Origin of the sequence: Marinomonas sp. BSi20584 (genome assembly GCF_002792415.1) — a bacterium.
Lineage (GTDB): Bacteria > Pseudomonadota > Gammaproteobacteria > Pseudomonadales > Marinomonadaceae > Marinomonas > Marinomonas polaris.
The window spans coordinates 1-17,990 of sequence record NZ_KZ454886.1 but is presented as its reverse complement, the minus strand read 5'-3'; the positions used below and the strand labels follow the sequence as shown (position 1 = coordinate 17,990).

Sequence of the window (17,990 nt, the reverse complement as noted above, 5' to 3'; positions counted from 1 at the left end):
ATAAAACGCACCTAATAAAGCAATTTGCCTAAGTGATGAAAAACTTAATGCAGAACGCGAGTTTCTTTGTTTTTTGTACCGGTTTGCATTTCAGGGTGATAATGCTGTACCAAGCGCAATATCGAAGGCTCTAAGGTTTCTCTCCAGAAAGTAACCTCTGCCGTCACCATAGTTTCAAGCTTGTCCCAACCCGCTTCAGTGCCAAATAAACGCACTGGCGCTAGGACTTCATCGAAAAACTCTCGATCACCACCGATCCCTAAACCGATCAGTTTGGCGCCACGAATAAAGCCAACACACCATTCTTCAACTAATAAAGTGTATTCACCATCAACTTCTTGCTCTAGATACACTGGATAAAAATCCCCAAACAACAAGCTATTCATAGTTTCCATATACATGATAAGCACAAGGCTCAGAAATTCATCCTCTTGTTCGGTTGACTCCCAAACAGGCTGATCTTCGTCCGCGCCCCAAATAGCGTTTAGCCAAACATCTGGTTCTAACTCTTGTACAGAGCAACCCAACGCCGTTAAAAAGCCATCTAACTCCGATACACACATCAGTGAGCGATCTGTCCCGAATGTCAATAAATAGTGATCTATTTTTTCGTAAAGGACTTCTTCGCTGATGACATCATCGTCTTTTTCTTCAGACATTCATTCGTTTCCATTTAGTTGAGCTATGCATATATTTTAGCTTGCTTGGGCAAAAGCGATAGCCGTTGTTCTATCAATCAACGATCGCCAAGTTACCGTAGGTTTCTAGCCAGTTTTTACGATCCCCTGCACGTTTTTTCGACAACAGTTTGTCTAGAAGCTCATCAGTATCCGGCTTATCTTCCATGGTTAGCTGGATTAAGCGGCGCGTGTCTGGCGCCATGGTGGTTTCGCGTAGTTGTGATGGATTCATCTCACCCAAGCCTTTGAACCGTTGTACGTTTGGCGTACCACGTTTGTTTTCAGCAGCAATCTTGTGCAAGGTGATGTCTTTTTCTTCGTCATCTAGAGCGTAGTAAACTTCTTTACCGATGTCGATTCGATACAAAGGCGGCATAGCAACAAATACATGACCGCCGTTGACCAAGGCCGGAAAGTGACGCACAAACAAGGCGCAAATCAGCGTTGCGATATGCAACCCATCCGAGTCGGCATCGGCCAGAATACAGATTTTTCCGTAACGTAGACCACTTAGATCGTCTTCACCAGGATCGACACCAATCGCTACGGACATATCATGAATTTCTTGGGAGGCAAGAACTTGGTTAGAATCGACTTCCCAAGTATTTAAGATTTTACCGCGTAGTGGCAAAATAGCTTGGAAGTCTTTCTCGCGAGCTTGTTTAGCAGAACCACCCGCAGAATCCCCTTCCACGAGGAAAAGTTCGCTTCGAGAGGAATCTTGTCCAGAACAATCTGCCAATTTACCGGGTAATGCTGGGCCTTGGGTAACTCGTTTACGCACAACTTTTTTACTGTCTTTTAGACGTTTTTGCGCGCTATTAATCACGATGTCGGCGATTTTTTTACCGTCTTCAACATGTGAGTTCAACCAAAGGCTAAATGAGTCTTTTACCGTCGCGGAAATAAACGCAACGATTTGACGAGACGATAAGCGCTCTTTGGTTTGACCTGAAAATTGTGGTTCTTGAATTTTGGCCGACAATACGTAGCTGCAACGATCCCAAACGTCTTCCGCAGTTAACTTAATGCCTCGCGGTAACAGGCTATGGAAATCACAAAACTCACGCATGGCTTCTAACAAACCAGTTCGTAAACCGTTAACGTGAGTACCGCCCTGCGCTGTTGGGATCAAGTTGACATAACTTTCTGTTACCAACTCACCACCTTCAGGCAACCACTGTACTGCCCAATCTACCCCTTGCGTTTTTTCTGTCAAACCGCCAATGAAAGGCTCATCTGGAAGCAATACAAAACCGTCATTGGCCTGCGCCAAGTAATCTTTTAAGCCATCCTGATAAAACCATTCTTCACGAGCTTCTTCGCTGCCACTTTGATCAATAAAAACAACATGAAGACCTGAACAAAGTACCGCTTTGGCTTTCAGTAAATGTTTTAGACGAGAAAGGGAAAACTTAGGGCTATCGAAATATTTGGTGTCGGCAGTGAATTTTACTTTAGTACCGGTGTTTTTCTTACCGACGGTGCCGACTTCTTTTAGTTCTGAGGTTTTAAAACCATTTTCAAAACCAATGTGGTACTGGATGCCATTACGTCTTACCCAGACTTCTAAGGAAGTAGATAAGGCGTTAACAACCGATACACCTACACCGTGCAAACCACCAGAGAACTGGTAATTATCACCAGAAAATTTACCACCAGCGTGAAGCTTAGTCAGGATCAACTCAACACCCGATATTCCCTCTTCTGGGTGAATATCGACTGGCATGCCTCGACCGTTATCTTCTACGCTCAATGAACCGTCTTTGTATAAGATGACTTCAATGCGATCTGCATGACCGGCCAAGGCTTCATCGACGGAGTTATCGATAACTTCTTGTCCTAGATGGTTAGGCCGTGAGGTGTCCGTATACATTCCTGGGCGTTTTTGTACAGGTTCTAAGCCACTAAGAACTTCTATCGATCCGGCGTTATATTCTTTTGCAGACATGCGTGTTTTTACTTCCAAGTTGATCGTGCGTCATAGCGTCAAAATACTACAGCGCGTACGAGTGTAAATTAGATTGGCTAGAGTCTATCACTGGTTTTACTTAGTGTGAAATAGTCCAACAAAAGCAGTAGTTTACTCGGTTAATATTTCAGCAAAACGAAGGATTTCTGCGGAAAACCGTTCAAATTCAGTAAAACTATGGTCGCCTTTTTCTTCATGAGTAAGTCGTGCTGTTTTGGGAAAGGCTTTAAGTGCTTCTTTATAGTCCAGCACTTCATCACCTTCTTGAATCATCAGCCAATACAAATCCGCTGTCGGTTCTGTAACTACCAATTGCTCAAGCTCTACCATATGCACTTGAGTTAATTCGTATTCTTCATTGGTATAAGGGTTAAGCTGTAGCCCCAGAAAATCTTGCAACAATACAGGAGCTTGCACCGCAGGATTCACCAAAATAGCCTTCAAACGATATTTTTCGGCAAGATACGCGGCATAAAATCCACCAAGAGAACTACCGATTAACGTAATGCCCTGATGCTGATTGGCTTCAATTATCGCTTCCAACTGTTTAATAGCTTGCGCTGGTTGCCAAGACAAACGTGGAGAAATAACAGCATCTCTCAAGCCCATTTTTTTCGCAGCATCCCCTAACACAGTAGCCTTATGGGAACGTTCCGAGCTGTTAAAACCATGAATATACAGTAGAGCAGTCAAAGGGATCTCGTCTTTTTACTTAGGTTAAGTTACGAAGGTTAAAGTCAGGATCAGGCAAACTGAAAAGACAAGGTGTTATTCAATCTATGACCATGCTTCAAACACAGCTCTAATAAATCAGCCAGTTGTTGGTTTAAACGAAATTTCTCGTCTCGATGCAGCATCGCATCATTTGGATATGGGTATGTACCACTGTATTGTCTATGACCATCAGTAATCTCAGCAATACCAACATCATGATACAAGCGCACCGTCATAGATAGTGTTGTCTTGAATAGTAGTTTCTTAGGGATTTCAGGGCCAAACTCTAATGCAATTTCAGAGGTGAAACGACTTTCTTTGCCAAGCGTCAAACATAAACGACTCTCTTGGTCGCCTGCACTATGAACAGAAAAGTTCCAAGAATCCATCTCTTCTTGACCGCGCATGAGTTTCCCTAAACGACGGTAATTCAACTCGCCGAGCAGCTGTAAACTCACCAAATCTGGTACATATTGTTTCGATGTTTTCTGTGTCTTCATAGTATCTGTCACTCTTGTGACGTATTTCCTTTTGAAAAATCTTGCTCTGAACCAATCATAGCATCCTGTTTTAAGGCGTCTAGCTGATGACTCATGCGTGTGTCTTTATCGTGCCAGTATAGATTAAACCAAGTAAAAAAGTGCTCTCTATCGCTGCTTGCTGCTTGGTATTCTGGCGTTAACATCGTATTTGGTATGGCGACTTCTCTCACCATGACCTTAACTTTTCCAATTCGCCCACACAGTAAATCCCAACCGGTTATGGTCTTTTGTTCATACAAAACATTGATATCAGTAATGCTTTTTATGGCTTCTGGCATAGTTTGCAATATGAAACTGACGCCTCCCGCCTTAGGTTTTAATAAGCAATGATAAGGCGATGCCTGTTGTTTGTGCTTAGCTTCAGTAAAACGTGTGCCTTCCACAAAACTCATTATAGAGTTTGGACGTTTCAAAAGACGTACACAAGACCGTTTGGTCGTCGCTAAATCTTTACCGGCTAAATTGGGGTTCTTTTGAATTTGCTTTTTAGTATAGCGCTTCATAAAAGGAAACCCCATGATGTAAGCCGCCGATCCAACAAACGGCAACCAAATCAGAGTTTGTTTCATAAATACTCTTGGTAAAGGGCGACGGCCTTTGAGCTGAGCAAAAATTACGAACACATCGACCCAAGATCGATGATTCGCAATGATCAAATGCCAATGCTCAAAATCTACTTTCATCGTTTCATCAAGTTCCCATCTTATTCCTAAGATGTTTTGAAACCACCACTCACAAGAAGCCACCCAGCCATCATATAAACAATTAAAACAGCGCTCAGCAAAGTTTTCGTAGCGGGTATTTTTTAGTAATAATAACGGCGCAACAAGATGAACCAACAAGGCCCAGAAAAATACATTGCTACACATAAAAGCAAAAGAAATAAGGCCAATAACTGGCTGCAATAGCGTCTTCTTATTTATAAAAACAGCTGCCTCTGACTTCATCAACTTAAGCGCACCAACGTTTTAGCAGATCGTTTTTATTTAACGCAAACCACTGCAATCCCATAATAGTACTGGCGTTTTCCACATCATTCTTAAGCAAGGCAATAGCGTCTTCAGAAGATACAAGATGCAATTTGATGTCTTCATTTTCTTCGTCTAATCCATGAACTTTCGTGGTATCAACAAGACTCGAATCGAATTCTCCCGCATACATACGTAAGTACTCCACCAACCCACCCGGCGACGGCACAAACTTGAACATGTATTCAAGGCGTTTTACCGTCACTCCCGCTTCTTCGAAAGATTCACGTCGTGCCACATCTTCATCGCTTTCGCCTTCTTCCACCATGCCTGCAACTAATTCCAGTAACCACGGTGATTCGCTTCTCAATACGGTAGGACGAAATTGCTCAATCAGCAAAACTTTATCCGCCACTGGATCGAATAATAATACGCACACAGCATCGTTACGCACCATCATTTCTCGAGTCATGGGCTGACTCCATTCCCCGTTAAACTTTTTATGTTTCAAGGTCAATTTGCGCATTTCAAAGAAGCCTTTGTAAAGACATTCGTCAGCTAATACCTCAACATCTTTTTTGCTGTACGTCGGTTTAAACTTCATATTATCTCGTCCTAAGCAGGCCACTATTTTGAGTGTGGTCTGATATGATTAATTCGCAACTCTGGCAATAACGGTTACAAAAGCCACTATGACAAAAGTCGCAATTACAAATTTGGAGTGTCGTAAATGGAAAATATACGTTGCGCTTGGTGTTTAGGATCTCCTGAATACATTCATTATCATGATAATGAATGGGGAATCCCTATTTATGACGACCAAGCGTTATTTGAGTGCATTGTACTAGAAAGCGCTCAAGCAGGTCTAAGCTGGATTACTATTTTACGCAAACGAGAAGGTTACCGAGCGCTTTTTCATGGTTTTGACCCAGTTAAAGTCGCTAACATGACCGAAGCTGACGTAGAACGGTTATTACTGGATGAACGTATCGTTCGCCATCGCGCCAAAATTGAAGCAACCATTAATAATGCCAAAGCTTTTTTAAAAATTGTCGACGAATTTGGCTCATTTAGCCAATATTACTGGGCATTTAGCGACAACAAAATTATTGATAATCAGATAAACATCCACACCGATGCGCCAGCGGTGACAGAATTGTCGACTCATTTTGCCAAAGACTTAAAGAAAAGAGGCTTTAAATTTCTTGGCGCAACGACCTGTTATGCTTTTATGCAGGCCACAGGCATGGTTAATGATCATATTGCAGACTGTATATCACGAAAGAAAAAATAAATTGATTATGCAGTTATAATCAATAGCAGTTCCTTGATTTCATTAATGTTTAGCCTAAAGTAGTCGATATAGTAAAAAGACTCTTTGTACAATGGCCATGCTCATTGGGCTTTCAAATTCCATTATTTAGTTTGGTAAAAAACATGTTTAACAACAAAAGCATTCTTATTACTGGCGGCACCGGCTCTTTCGGTCGTCAGTATGTGAAAACACTATTGGCCAACTACCAACCTAAACGACTGGTTATTTATTCTCGTGATGAGTTGAAGCAGTATGAAATGCAGCAAGATTTTGATGCTTCTTGCATGCGCTATTTTATCGGTGATGTTCGAGACAAAGATCGTTTAACTCAAGCCATGCGAGATGTAGATTTTGTCATTCACGCTGCGGCACTAAAACAAGTTCCAGCGGCAGAATACAACCCGATGGAATGTATCAAAACCAACATTCATGGTGCTGAAAATGTAATTGCTGCAGCGATTGCTAATGATGTTGAAAAAGTCATCGCTTTATCAACAGACAAAGCCGCTGCGCCAATCAACCTTTATGGCGCGACCAAGCTCGCTTCTGACAAGTTGTTTGTCGCCGCCAACAATATGGTAGGACAAGGTCGCACGCGTTTCTCTGTGGTCCGTTACGGCAATGTAGTTGGATCTCGCGGCTCTGTTGTGCCTTTTTTCCAAAAGCTGGTTGCTGATGGCGCAGAATCCATCCCAATTACCCACCCAGACATGACACGCTTTTGGATCACCCTACCAATGGGTGTGGATTTTGTATTGAAGAACTTCCAACGCATGCACGGTGGTGAGATTTTTATTCCTAAAATCCCTTCTGTGAGGATCTTAGATCTAGCCGCGGCCTATGCGCCAAACATTCCAACTAAAGATGTTGGTATTCGCCCCGGTGAAAAGCTCCATGAAGTAATGTGCCCTGGGGATGATTCTTTCCATACTTATGAATTTAAAGATCATTATGTCATTTCGCCAAGCATTAAGTTTTATCAAGACGACATGGATTTTGCTCACAACCGTTTAGGCGAAACGGGCGAGTTGGTTGAACCAGGATATGAATATCAATCTGGCAGCAACCCACACTTTTTAAGTATTGAAGAGATTTTGACCTTCGATGACGCACATTGATTTTATTCCCTACGGCCGACAATCCATTAGCGAAGACGACATTGCGGCCGTCGTAAAATCGCTCCGTTCTGACTTTTTGACTCAAGGCCCTTGCGTCAGTGAGTTTGAACAAGCCATTTGCACAAAGGTCGGCGCTCGTTATGGTGTGGCAGCAAACAGCGCTACATCCGCTTTGCACCTAGCCTGCTTAGCGTTAGGAGTTGGAGCAAACGACACGGTTTGGACATCACCTAATACCTTTATCGCTTCTGCTAATTGCGCACGTTATTGCGGCGCCAGCGTAAATTTTGTCGATATTGATCCTCGTACCTACAACATGTGTGCGAATAAATTGGCTGAAAAATTAGCCATAGCAAAAGAACAAGACAAATTACCAAAAGTCGTGATTCCGGTACATTTCGCAGGTCAATCTTGCGATATGGCAGCTATTCACGCCTTATCAAAAGAATATGGTTTTCGAATTATAGAAGACGCTTCCCATGCGATTGGTGCGAAATACCAAGACAATTACGTGGGCAATGGGGCATTCAGTGATATATGTATTTTCAGCTTTCATCCAGTGAAGATCATCACGTCTGCTGAAGGTGGCATGGCAATCACCAACAACGAACAGCTTGCTAAGCACATGCGTACGCATGCTCAGCAAGGTACGACCAAATCACCTGATGAATTAACGCAAATGCCAGGCGATTGGTACTATGAACAACACACGCTGGGCTTTAATTACCGCATGACGGAATTACAAGCGGCTCTTGGCTTGTCACAATTATCGCGCTTAGATGACTTTATCGAACGCCGTCATCAGCAATTTTCTTACTATGAGGCGTTGTTAAAAAGCTACCCTGTTACCTTGCCTTATCAAGCAGATGATAATTACTCGGCACTGCATTTGTATCCGATTTTATTGCCAGAGCACAACAAGGCGGCCAGAAAAGGGGTGTTTGATATTTTACGTCAAGCAGGCATTGGAACTCAGGTGCATTACATTCCTGTGCACACCCAACCTTATTATCAAGAGCTTGGGTTTAAAAAAGGCGACTTCCCTATCGCGGAAGATTACTACGACCGCACACTGAGCCTGCCGCTTTTTGCCGACTTAACTTATGCTCAACAAGAGCGTGTAGCTCTGATTTTAAAACACGCTTTAATTGCTAATCGAGTGATGAGAGCCTAAACCATGAAAGACAACTCTCTCTCACAATATAACAAAGCAGATCAAGAGACATATCGAGTTGCAGTGATTCCAGCCCGAGGTGGGTCACAGCGTATTCCAAGAAAAAACATTCGCTTGTTAGATGGTAAGCCCTTGATCGGTTACTCCATCGAAACAGCGATGGCTTCAGGGTTATTCAATCGCGTTATTGTTTCTACCGACGACGCAGAAATTGCAGAAGTCGCACGCAAATTTGGCGCAGAAACTCCGTTCTTTCGCCCTGCCGATTTGGCTGATCACATGACAGGTACAACCCCGGTAATGCAGCATGCGCTGCGCTGTTTGATTGATGAAGGCAAAACACCAGACCAAGCTTGTTTGATTTATGCGACTTGCCCAATGCTGACGCCAGAAGATTTACAGCAAGGTTTGGCACAACTAGACCAAAGCACAGCATTTTGCTTTTCAGCCACCACCTTTGCATTCCCGATCCAAAGAGCACTTCACATCAAAGAAAACGGCGAATTAGCCCCCATGTTTCCTGAACATATTCGCAAGCGTTCACAAGATCTGATCGAAGCGATTCACGATGCTGGACAATTTTATTGGGCGAGCACTCAAGACTGGTTTGATGAAGAAATATTTGGCCCTAAATCTAAGCCTTTATTATTACCAAGACATAGAATTCAGGATTTAGACACCGAAGAAGATTGGTTGCGCTTAACGCAAATCATGAAGCTGCAAAATATGAGTTAATGGTTTTTGCTACGCGGTTTGCACCGTCACCATCGACTAAACCACGAGCCGTTTTACGAGCATTTTCTTGCCACTCAATATCTAACCAGCAACGATTAATCACTTCAACCAACTGTTCAATACGTTGCTGCCGCACTTCTTCCGGCACATTATCAAAACGAATAGAACGACACCAATCTAATGGAACATGTTGCTCCAAAGAGCGAGTTTGATTGTCAGCCACTTGAGCAAAGACGGTCGGCACGCCCATGCAAGCCAACTCAAGCAAGGTGCCACCAGCGGCAGAAATTGCCATCTTGGCTTGCTTCATCAAAGGAGTGACATCCGCTAAACCTTGTTCAACAGCGATGCTATTGTGACGACAAAAACCGATCACTTGGTCGGCATTTTTGGCGTTAGCACCCAATAAAACCTGAATGTCTTTCGTAGGAAAACCCGAAGCCAACAAGGCATTTAAAATAGGCAAGGTTAAAGCAAGCGGATCGGTTCCACCAAGTGTAATTAGCAATTGCTGTGGTAAAATTTGATGTAATTCGAACTTTTGGAAAGCTGGTCTTAATAACGCGTATCGGCTTCCCGTTAATGGGAATTCAATTTGCTTGGAATAACCTTGCTGCAAAGGATTCAGAAGCCATTTGGCAGGAAAGTCACCTCTGTCGTTCATATCGTCCAATACCAGAAGGTTGGCCTGATGTTGATAAAGCTGAGTAATATCATCAGAGCTGTAGCCATAATGATCCAAGATCACTAAATCAGCTTGTTCTGCTAGAGATAGAAACTCAGTCTTACATTCTTTTTCAGTACACTCTTTTTCAGATTGGCCACCGATAAAACAATCTTCAGGGGAAGCAAAAGCTTGATAGCGGCGATCCACAACAAACTGACATTGCCAACCTAATTGGGTAAAAGCATAAATCAAGGCTTGGCAGCGAACTCTGTGCCCCATACCGATCTCGACAGAAGCATCAGCTCGCACCAAGAGTTTCACGCCATCATATCCCAAGCAAGCGGCTGACCTTTTTGCGCATCTTCCATTAATGTTTTACCTAACACTTCTGGCCAATATTTCGGCGCGAGGCCGAACGATGGACGAATGATTTTCAGGTGCTCTTCGGTCAATATGGTGCCAGCGGGTAAATCTACTGCCACATAAATAGAGCGGCGGTATTTCTTCGCAGCTTGCTCGGCATCTGAGCCACCATAAGTCACTGTACCAAGCGCCGCTTTTGCCGCACGACAAGCGACAACTAGCGCTTTCATCTCTTCGGGTTCCATAGAGAATTCAGCATCAACCCCGCCAGCACTACGATCTAAAACAAAGTGCTTTTCGATGACAGTCGCACCTAGCGCCGTTGCAGCTACAGCCGCCCCCAAGCCTTGGGTATGGTCAGATAATCCAACTGGGCAACCGGTTTTTGCTGCTAAATCGGCCATAGTGACTAGGTTGGAATCTTCTATTTTGGAAGGGTAAGTGCTGGTGCATTTGAGCAGTGTTAACGGATTATCACCAATGGCTCTAATAGTTGCTACGGCTTCGGCTATTTCTTCTTCACTTGCCATACCAGTGGACATGATAATCGGCTTGCCGGTTCTCGCTACCGCTTGAATTAACGGAATGTCGGTCATCTCAAAAGAAGCGATTTTATACAAGGGCACATCGATGGATTCTAAAAATGCCACTGCGCTTAAATCGAAAGGCGAACTAAATGCCACTAAGCCTAAGGACTCAGCCAATTCGAACAACGGCTTATGCCACTCCCAAGGCGTTGAGGCTTTTTTGTATAGATCATACAAGTTGGAGCCACGCCACAAGCTATCACTTTCAGACACCATAAACTCGCCATGACGCACGTCTAATGTCATGGTATCTGGTGTATAGGTTTGCAGTTTTATAGCATCCACGCCTGCGTCTGCCGCAGCATGAATCATGGCTTTGGCGAGTTCAAAATCTTGGTCATGATTGCCCGATAACTCAGCAATAATAAAAGGCATTTTTTCAAACATAGGTTCGAACATAATTAACCATTATAAAAAGTGATGAGATGATCATTACCTTGATCTACATACTCAGACGCTTGCTGAAGCATGCTTGGCATTTCTTCAAGGAATTCACACCAAGGCGTAAATAAATGACGAGCCCGAGCAACGGTTTCAGCTTCGTCCTGATACTTAAACAAAAACTGCACGATCAAAAAAGTGGAGTAAGTGAAAGAGCCGATTAACAAATCATAAATATGACGGTGAATACTTCCTTTCAAGAAATAAATCTGACGATGATGAGACCAAAATAAATCACATACTTGCTCACGTGTTGTTATCGATTCATCCCAGCCCTGTTGCAGAACCCGACTAATCTTACGGAAGTCATCTACAGAAATAAGCGCATTGGCAGACTGGTCCACTAACGACTCTGGCGGTTCGGTAAAAAATACGTTTTCTAGAATATCGATAACTTTAGTATGATCGATTTTAGAATCCATGATGAGAACATCTTCAAAACGTAAGGGAGTTACGCCTTCGATTTTTGCGCCATCGGATAAATTAAAACTGGCAAAATTACGGCGCTTATTCAATTGTCGCGTAAGAGATTCCAACTGAACACGTGAAGTATCCATAATCCCTGTCGCGTAAATTGTGCCGCCGAAGTTTCCTTCGCGTTCTACTAATTTTGCTTCTTGGAAAGTTTGGAAGCCAGATTCTTTGCCATCTTTATAATATCCACTGTGAACTGAGTGATGGCTGCCTTTATCTTTGAAACCATTGTCTACACCAAGGTAATAGACATTGTTAAAACCAAAGAGATGAACATAAGACAATGCCAAGTTAGCAACCACCGGATTACAGTAATTCAGCTGTACGTACTCTTTGCTATCACCATGGGAGCGTGCTTGATTTAACATTAAAGAGGTTATGGCTTCACCAGGTTTCATCGCCATGCCCGAGCGTTTAAAACAATCAAACAAGCCGGGGTGCATAACATTTACCGACAATCCCCAAATTTTATCGAGATAGTCTTGATCTAAAAATTGGAACTTATCAACCGTTTGCTTAAGGCGTTCAATATCTACATGGATATCAGGTGTCACACCTAATTTTTTTAATGTGTTGATGGTCGAACCACAGCAAATCAGCAGAACTTGATCGCGCACTTCTTTGACCAATTCAATCCCTTGATCAAGAGATGGGCCATTACCTAGAATAAAAACAGGAATATTACTCACCCATTTGGGCAAAACATCACGGCCTTGAAAATGAGCAATTTTAGTTTTAGGTAAGGATTTCAAGCCTTGCGCAATGCCGATTAAAGCATCATCGAAAAACCCCCAACCCATGACCTGACGTGCATACTGCTTTTTAAAATATTCAATCGCTAGATCATTCTCAGGGCTGCCATAACCAACATAAAGAAAAGTTTCTGGAGCCATGAAGAAACCATTCTCTTCTAATTGACGAAGGTACTTTTCGGTAAATTCTTCAGGACTCACACCTAAAAAGAAATGAATGGTACGACCATCACGGTTACAGATTTCTAAAATATTCTGCCACTCAATAGCAAACAATGAGTAATAGAAAAAATCCAAATCACATTCATACAGATAAAGGTGTTTTATCTCGCGTTCAGCAAGAATCATTTCAAGCTGATAACCAAACTCCACGCCAAACAATATTGCAGATCCAACAAACTCGGGCCAACCACTTTGTGGCTCTAGTCCTGCGGATTGTTGCTCAACTTGATCTAGTATTTTATTACTGTAGTACACATGGCGGCTTGGGTGATTTGCTGTGCGCTCTAGATTTAATACCGTTTTATTAGGCTTAATAAAGGCTCTATTTACTCTTTCGGCAGACTGAGCTCTTGGATTTTTCGAAAAAAGTGGCACACCAACATCTTCACGGTAAAGATTAAGCTCACCGCTTTCTTCCATGTAAATATGACGTTTTTTAGGTTGGTAATCTTGAAAGGATTCAAAGATGTGAGGCATTATCTGAGAAAACATATTCATGTTTCTGATGTATCGCTCAGTCAACTCTTGATCATGCTCTTTGAGGCGTGATGCACCTCTTTCAAACAACGAAGCAAATGCTTCAGCCTGATCAATAGAGGATAAATTTTCCTCATTCTGCATTTTTCACGCCTTTGTACTTATTGACACTCTTACGAGTTTTATTAGTTTGGTAAAGTTGTTTTTGCATTTCCGCATGAACATCACGAATAAACTGAATAGCAGATTGATGTATCAATATAAAGTGCTTTATCCGCTCATTATCCTTTGGAGTAGAAAGTGGTCTAATGGAGCGAATAAAGCCATCATTTTCTTCACATAATAGCTGTATTTTTTCTACGTCTTTATCAATAACACTTTGTTCTAATGCGGCACTCAACTCAGTTAAGTGAGACATATCAAACATTAAACCGCTCCAACTCGGGCTTCGGTCTGGCCTTCATAAGCAGCTTGCTTATCAGCTGTAGATATTTGATCCCAAGCACCTTTAATTTGCAAAATAAGGCCCATTACCTGATCAAGAATTCCAGTATCTTTTGCAATGCTTGCTTCAGTGATACGAACTATCATGTATTCGTAAAGTGACTCAAGATTATCAACAAGCTCTGGATTAACATCACGGTCTAATGCATCTCTCAACGCATTAATAATTTCACTAGCGCGAGTTAATGCTGCAGCTTTTCCTTCCCAGTCTGAACGTTCGATACAACCTTTGCCTAACGCTAGCTTTTCAAGCGCACCTTGCATTAAGAGCTGAATGACGCGATGAGGGTCAGCCGACGCTAAATCAGACTTGATTGAGTCCTTTCTGTAGGCTTGGATCCCTTTACTCTTGTACATAGACAACCCCATTTAATACGTGTATTACAATTTAAAACAGTTTACATTTTTGCCAATACAGAATTCAAATAGCCGCCTTGAGCGTTCATATTTGCAAGACGAGAATCTAAACTTGTAAATTTAGAACGGAGTGAGTCTTCATATTTGACCATGCGGTCTTCATAAGACTCTAATGCTCCTTCTGTACTATCTATCGACCGACGAACCGAATCCTTTAATGAATTTGTCATTCCGCTTGATCCAGTGTAGTTATCAAGTAGATTTTCTAACGACTGTGCCAAACCATTATCACCAGCAATCAATGGCGCTATATCGCTATAGCCTTTTTTCATAGCATTATCAAACTTAGTATTATCAAAACTAAGCTTACCTTTGTTATCCATTTTCACACCGAGATCGAAAATAGAAGTAAAGACTCCAGAATCACCATGACCACTCATTAATTGAGTAGATAAAGAGGACTGCAAATTCCGGACCACGCTATTGCCATTTAAAACAGCGCCTCTATCTGAGCTAGCTTGTAGCACCCCAATAACATCATTGTAAGAGGCAATAAACTCTTCTATGGTTTCTTGTACTGTCTTCTGATCAAAACTGATGTCAACCTTTGTGGTTTTATCTGTCGGCGCCAAGGCCTCAATAGACAAACCAGCAACAGCTGTATCAAAAGTATTGTTATCGCTTCTAATCTGAATACCGTCTACAGTAATAATCGCATCGCGAGCTTCGTCGCCCAAAGGTGTATACAAACCAGCCGATATTCCTTCGGTCGAAACACTGTCTAAACTAAGAACACCATTATTGGCTGCAAGTGTAGAAGCACCTTTTTTATCTGCAATGTCTGAGCCTTTAGCATCTACACTAATAGGATCACTATCTGATTCTGCTATATCTTTTTCTTCATCTGCAGGAATTGGCCCATCATTGGCAAAATCGACATCGTCACCCGCTAAATCCAGCTCATCTTTTTCATCAACAGTTGGCTCAGATTGTTCCTCAATTGGAGCATCCTCAACCGTGTTACCTGAATTTTCTTCAATAGGATTATCAATAATGTTGCCACCTTCGTCTTTCACAACTGAAGTATTGATAATTTTGAGTGTATTTGCAGCACCCTGAATTGAAGATGTAGCCGTGAAGAATAGATTACCGTTACCATCGTCAACTAAATTAGCAGACACACCAAAGTTATCTTCCGATGTATTAATTTGGTTACGAAGTTCGGATAAGGTAGTACCAGCATCAACGGTAATAGAAAACTCGTTGCTACCAGCTTTAAAGGTAAGTCGCGAATCTTGTTTAGTAACAACATCATCCGCGGAGGAAAAAGTACCAGGCGCCGACATAACTCGACTACCCTTTGCTAGCTGATTCACATCAATAGCATAAGAACCATTAGAAGCCGTACTATCTGTAGTAATAGCAATAACTTCTTCACCTTCTGTTTGGGCGATTTTTGCATCACGCCCAGTAAAAAGCTCATCATCATTCAGAGCTTTGACAGAAGATTTAAAAGTATCAATAGCAGAGCCAACTTTGCCTAATGCAGACAGTTCAGCCTCATAACCATCAATTTTATCTTGATAAAGTTTTACTTTAGCGTCTTTTTGAGCACTCACCATTTGCTTAACAAGGGACTCTAGATCAATACCAGACCCTGCACCTAATGAGCCTACCGACATAACTTTATCTCCTGATACTTACATTATCTATTATCATACCTCGCTGTTTACCAAGGTTCCCTTGATATCGCTTAGTTGGCTCATAATAGCATCTATTCTATCAGACATTTTAAGAAACTCTTCTGTGGGGATTTGGCGAACCACATCACCCGTTGTCTGATCCAACACTTTTACAATATTTTGCGCTCTGTCTTCTGTCATTTCAAAGGTTAAATGCACATTTAATTGAGACATTTTTTGATTCATGATCTCAACATCATGAGGCTCCACCTTCGCAGAAGAGTTTAAAAATTGAGAGTTTCGATTATCTTTATCTACTCTGCTTATGTCGGCTGTATTTTGTACAACTTTAGCATTGGCTTGGCGTAATGCGGCAAAATCTTCTGCGGCACGCTGTTCTGGCTTCAAAGAGTAATTGAGACCCTGCTTAGAAAAATCACTGGCATTAATAGACATATCAGAGTTCCCCCAAATAGACAAAAGCCGGGACTATGTCCCAGCTTTCCGCTACCAATAATACTTAACCCAATAGAGACAAAGCAGTTTGTGGACGCTGATTTGCTTGAGCCAAGATAGATGAACTTGCTTGCTGAAGAATTTGAGAGCTTGTTAGCTTAGCAGTTTCTTCCGCAAAATCGGCATCACGTACACGAGCACGAGCAGATGATACGTTTTCGGTAATGTTACTCAAGTTACTAATTGTAGAACCAAAACGGTTTTGAACCGCACCTAATTCAGCACGCTTTGAGTCAACTGCTGAAATCATAGTATCTAGTGTATCAACCATACTCTGAGCATTAGCTACAGTCGATACAGAAGCAGTTGATACGCTGACCTGAGCAGTACTCGAGCTGCTAGATAGACCAGACATAGTGAAACCACCATTACCAGCGTAATCGATTGTGTTGTTAATGCCACCATCAGTTAAGTTAAAACTGATAGTTTGGTTAGAGTCTGCACCCACTTGGAAAATACCAGTGTAAGTACCATCCAATAAGTTCTCACCACCGAAGGTAGTATCAGAAGCGATACGGTTAATTTCAGTAGATAACTGACTAACTTCTTGTTGAATAGCTGCACGGTCTTTATCTGAGTTTGAACCGTTTGACGCCTGGATAGACAGCGTACGCATACGCTGCAACATGTTTGTTGTTTCATCCAATGCACCCTCTGCCGTTTGAGACAAAGAAATACCATCGTTGGCGTTACGAACCGACTGATTCAAGCCATTTACCTGAGAGGTTAAACGGTTAGAGATAAGTAGACCTGCCGCATCATCAGAAGCACTGTTAATACGTAAACCAGAAGACAAACGTTCAAAAGATGTATCCAAAGATTTAGCTGAGCCCATTAGCTGGCGCTGTGCACTTAAAGATGAAGTATTAGTGTTTACATAAAGAGCCATCATAGCCTCCTAGGTTTTATTAAATCCTGCAAAAAAGCAGATCGTATAAGGTTTTCGACAAGAATCTGAAAACCTTTAGTCAAATTAGGAATTTTTTTTCCCTTTAACGGAAAAAAACATCCCATATTGCGGCAAACTAATGCCTAACTAATTGTTTTGAAATGAATTTAAAACAATTAAATTTATTTGCACTTTTTTTTAAAATAATGTGTTTTTGCCCTAAATATCCAAAAAAACACACCTGAAGTACCTTTAAAATTCTTTTCTAGGTGGGCAAGCTGACGAAAACCTTTCGCTATGTATCCGATCTCCACCAACTAAAGCGGCAACCACCTGCCATAAAAATGATATTCCACTTAAAAAGCGCCCAAAAATTGCCACCCCAAAAGCCACTTACTTTCAGCAGCTATTCAAGACAAAAAACGCCCGCAGCTCATTTAAAAACTAACAAAAGACGCAACTGCGCTATTCAAAAAACCATAGGCAATTTTTCCGTCTGCTTTTTCAGCCATAGGCTTTCCCTGATGTAAATAGATCAGAAAACTTACTTTTGTGCCTACGAATGACCATGCCGCGTTCACGATCGCAATCTATTCGAAAGGTTAAGAAAAAAACTGTCATCAACCTCAATTCCTCAAAATCAATACGTTTAATCCGACTATCAAGGCTGCGGAAAAAAGACGCAGCTGTGCCGTTCAAAAAATCGAAAAACGAAATTTTGCCCACTCTTCAGCCACAGGCTTCCCCTGATGTAAATAGGTCAGAAAGCTGACTTTTTCATCCACGAATGACAACGCCGTGTTCACAACTGCAATCTATTCGGAAGGTTAAAAAAGAAAAC

At 42.0% G+C, this 17,990-nt stretch carries 18 protein-coding genes; 4 read left to right on the top strand and 14 right to left on the bottom strand.

Going from position 1 to position 17,990, the window contains the following annotated elements; genetic code table 11:
• Window positions 1-44: 44 nt before the first annotated feature.
• The 6 genes from TY87_RS16005 to TY87_RS15980 form a co-directional block, all read right to left on the bottom strand.
• Window positions 45-659 (bottom strand): UPF0149 family protein, encoded by a 615-nt coding sequence (locus TY87_RS16005; RefSeq protein ID WP_072841121.1) that lies wholly within the window; start codon window positions 657-659, stop codon window positions 45-47.
• Window positions 660-732: 73 nt separating this feature from the next.
• Complete coding sequence (gene parE, locus TY87_RS16000; protein ID WP_072841122.1) at window positions 733-2,631, bottom strand: DNA topoisomerase IV subunit B; 1,899 nt, start codon at window positions 2,629-2,631, stop codon at window positions 733-735.
• A 132-nt stretch (window positions 2,632-2,763) separates the two neighbouring features.
• On the bottom strand, window positions 2,764-3,345 hold the full coding sequence (locus TY87_RS15995) for a YqiA/YcfP family alpha/beta fold hydrolase (RefSeq protein WP_100187834.1): 582 nt from the start codon (window positions 3,343-3,345) through the stop codon (window positions 2,764-2,766).
• A gap of 50 nt (window positions 3,346-3,395) precedes the next feature.
• The gene (locus TY87_RS15990; protein WP_232617158.1) at window positions 3,396-3,866 is read right to left on the bottom strand and encodes a DUF1249 domain-containing protein; all 471 of its coding nucleotides are present in this window, start codon (window positions 3,864-3,866) and stop codon (window positions 3,396-3,398) included.
• A gap of 8 nt (window positions 3,867-3,874) precedes the next feature.
• Window positions 3,875-4,855: an acetyltransferase gene (locus TY87_RS15985; RefSeq protein ID WP_100187833.1), complete on the bottom strand. Its 981-nt coding sequence runs from the start codon at window positions 4,853-4,855 to the stop codon at window positions 3,875-3,877.
• Window positions 4,856-4,859: 4 nt separating this feature from the next.
• Entirely contained in the window at window positions 4,860-5,480 is a 621-nt protein-coding gene (locus TY87_RS15980; protein ID WP_100187832.1) for an NUDIX domain-containing protein, read from the bottom strand.
• A 126-nt stretch (window positions 5,481-5,606) separates the two neighbouring features.
• Here TY87_RS15980 and TY87_RS15975 point away from each other — a divergent pair, with 126 nt between their 5' ends.
• From TY87_RS15975 to pseF, 4 genes are all read left to right on the top strand, one after another.
• Window positions 5,607-6,170, top strand: coding sequence for a DNA-3-methyladenine glycosylase I (locus TY87_RS15975; protein ID WP_100187831.1), 564 nt, complete (start codon window positions 5,607-5,609; stop codon window positions 6,168-6,170).
• 143 nt (window positions 6,171-6,313) lie between these two features.
• A complete protein-coding gene (gene pseB / locus TY87_RS15970; RefSeq protein ID WP_072841148.1) occupies window positions 6,314-7,309 on the top strand; it encodes a UDP-N-acetylglucosamine 4,6-dehydratase (inverting) in 996 nt (331 codons plus the stop codon).
• A complete protein-coding gene (pseC, locus tag TY87_RS15965) occupies window positions 7,296-8,483 on the top strand; it encodes a UDP-4-amino-4,6-dideoxy-N-acetyl-beta-L-altrosamine transaminase (protein WP_100187830.1) in 1,188 nt (395 codons plus the stop codon). The genes pseB and pseC overlap by 14 nt, the downstream gene beginning before the upstream one ends.
• A 3-nt stretch (window positions 8,484-8,486) precedes the next feature.
• A complete protein-coding gene (pseF, locus tag TY87_RS15960; protein ID WP_072841129.1) occupies window positions 8,487-9,218 on the top strand; it encodes a pseudaminic acid cytidylyltransferase in 732 nt (243 codons plus the stop codon).
• On the opposite strand, the gene pseG is transcribed toward pseF, so the two are convergent.
• The 8 genes from pseG to TY87_RS15920 all read right to left on the bottom strand — a co-directional run bounded on the left by pseG (window position 9,193) and on the right by TY87_RS15920 (window position 17,149).
• Window positions 9,193-10,206 (bottom strand): UDP-2,4-diacetamido-2,4,6-trideoxy-beta-L-altropyranose hydrolase, encoded by a 1,014-nt coding sequence (gene pseG, locus TY87_RS15955; RefSeq protein ID WP_100187829.1) that lies wholly within the window; start codon window positions 10,204-10,206, stop codon window positions 9,193-9,195. The two genes, pseF and pseG, sit on opposite strands and share 26 nt — an antisense overlap.
• Window positions 10,203-11,234, bottom strand: coding sequence for a pseudaminic acid synthase (pseI, locus tag TY87_RS15950; protein WP_100187828.1), 1,032 nt, complete (start codon window positions 11,232-11,234; stop codon window positions 10,203-10,205). The genes pseG and pseI overlap by 4 nt, the downstream gene beginning before the upstream one ends.
• A 2-nt stretch (window positions 11,235-11,236) precedes the next feature.
• On the bottom strand, window positions 11,237-13,345 hold the full coding sequence (locus TY87_RS15945; RefSeq protein ID WP_100187827.1) for a motility associated factor glycosyltransferase family protein: 2,109 nt from the start codon (window positions 13,343-13,345) through the stop codon (window positions 11,237-11,239).
• The gene (locus TY87_RS15940; RefSeq protein WP_072841133.1) at window positions 13,335-13,628 is read right to left on the bottom strand and encodes a hypothetical protein; all 294 of its coding nucleotides are present in this window, start codon (window positions 13,626-13,628) and stop codon (window positions 13,335-13,337) included. The genes TY87_RS15945 and TY87_RS15940 overlap by 11 nt, the downstream gene beginning before the upstream one ends.
• The gene (fliS, locus tag TY87_RS15935; RefSeq protein WP_072841134.1) at window positions 13,628-14,062 is read right to left on the bottom strand and encodes a flagellar export chaperone FliS; all 435 of its coding nucleotides are present in this window, start codon (window positions 14,060-14,062) and stop codon (window positions 13,628-13,630) included. The genes TY87_RS15940 and fliS overlap by 1 nt, the downstream gene beginning before the upstream one ends.
• Window positions 14,063-14,103: 41 nt before the next feature.
• A complete protein-coding gene (fliD, locus tag TY87_RS15930; protein WP_100187826.1) occupies window positions 14,104-15,744 on the bottom strand; it encodes a flagellar filament capping protein FliD in 1,641 nt (546 codons plus the stop codon).
• Window positions 15,745-15,777: 33 nt separating this feature from the next.
• Window positions 15,778-16,200, bottom strand: a complete 423-nt coding sequence (locus tag TY87_RS15925) for a flagellar protein FlaG (protein ID WP_100187825.1) — start codon at window positions 16,198-16,200, stop codon at window positions 15,778-15,780.
• Window positions 16,201-16,264: 64 nt separating this feature from the next.
• Window positions 16,265-17,149, bottom strand: coding sequence for a flagellin N-terminal helical domain-containing protein (locus TY87_RS15920; RefSeq protein WP_100187824.1), 885 nt, complete (start codon window positions 17,147-17,149; stop codon window positions 16,265-16,267).
• Between the last annotated feature and the right edge of the window lie 841 nt (window positions 17,150-17,990).

Coding starts and splice junctions, on each gene's coding strand:
- TY87_RS16005 (WP_072841121.1), bottom strand. CDS start 659: ATGTCTGAAGAAAAAGACGATGATGTCATCAGCGAAGAAGTCCTTTAC.
- parE (WP_072841122.1), bottom strand. CDS start 2,631: ATGTCTGCAAAAGAATATAACGCCGGATCGATAGAAGTTCTTAGTGGC.
- TY87_RS15990 (WP_232617158.1), bottom strand. CDS start 3,866: ATGAAGACACAGAAAACATCGAAACAATATGTACCAGATTTGGTGAGT.
- TY87_RS15985 (WP_100187833.1), bottom strand. CDS start 4,855: ATGAAGTCAGAGGCAGCTGTTTTTATAAATAAGAAGACGCTATTGCAG.
- TY87_RS15980 (WP_100187832.1), bottom strand. CDS start 5,480: ATGAAGTTTAAACCGACGTACAGCAAAAAAGATGTTGAGGTATTAGCT.
- TY87_RS15975 (WP_100187831.1), top strand. CDS start 5,607: ATGGAAAATATACGTTGCGCTTGGTGTTTAGGATCTCCTGAATACATT.
- pseB (WP_072841148.1), top strand. CDS start 6,314: ATGTTTAACAACAAAAGCATTCTTATTACTGGCGGCACCGGCTCTTTC.
- pseC (WP_100187830.1), top strand. CDS start 7,296: ATGACGCACATTGATTTTATTCCCTACGGCCGACAATCCATTAGCGAA.
- pseF (WP_072841129.1), top strand. CDS start 8,487: ATGAAAGACAACTCTCTCTCACAATATAACAAAGCAGATCAAGAGACA.
- pseI (WP_100187828.1), bottom strand. CDS start 11,234: ATGTTCGAACCTATGTTTGAAAAAATGCCTTTTATTATTGCTGAGTTA.
- TY87_RS15945 (WP_100187827.1), bottom strand. CDS start 13,345: ATGCAGAATGAGGAAAATTTATCCTCTATTGATCAGGCTGAAGCATTT.
- TY87_RS15940 (WP_072841133.1), bottom strand. CDS start 13,628: ATGTTTGATATGTCTCACTTAACTGAGTTGAGTGCCGCATTAGAACAA.
- fliS (WP_072841134.1), bottom strand. CDS start 14,062: ATGTACAAGAGTAAAGGGATCCAAGCCTACAGAAAGGACTCAATCAAG.
- fliD (WP_100187826.1), bottom strand. CDS start 15,744: ATGTCGGTAGGCTCATTAGGTGCAGGGTCTGGTATTGATCTAGAGTCC.
- TY87_RS15925 (WP_100187825.1), bottom strand. CDS start 16,200: ATGTCTATTAATGCCAGTGATTTTTCTAAGCAGGGTCTCAATTACTCT.
- TY87_RS15920 (WP_100187824.1), bottom strand. CDS start 17,149: ATGGCTCTTTATGTAAACACTAATACTTCATCTTTAAGTGCACAGCGC.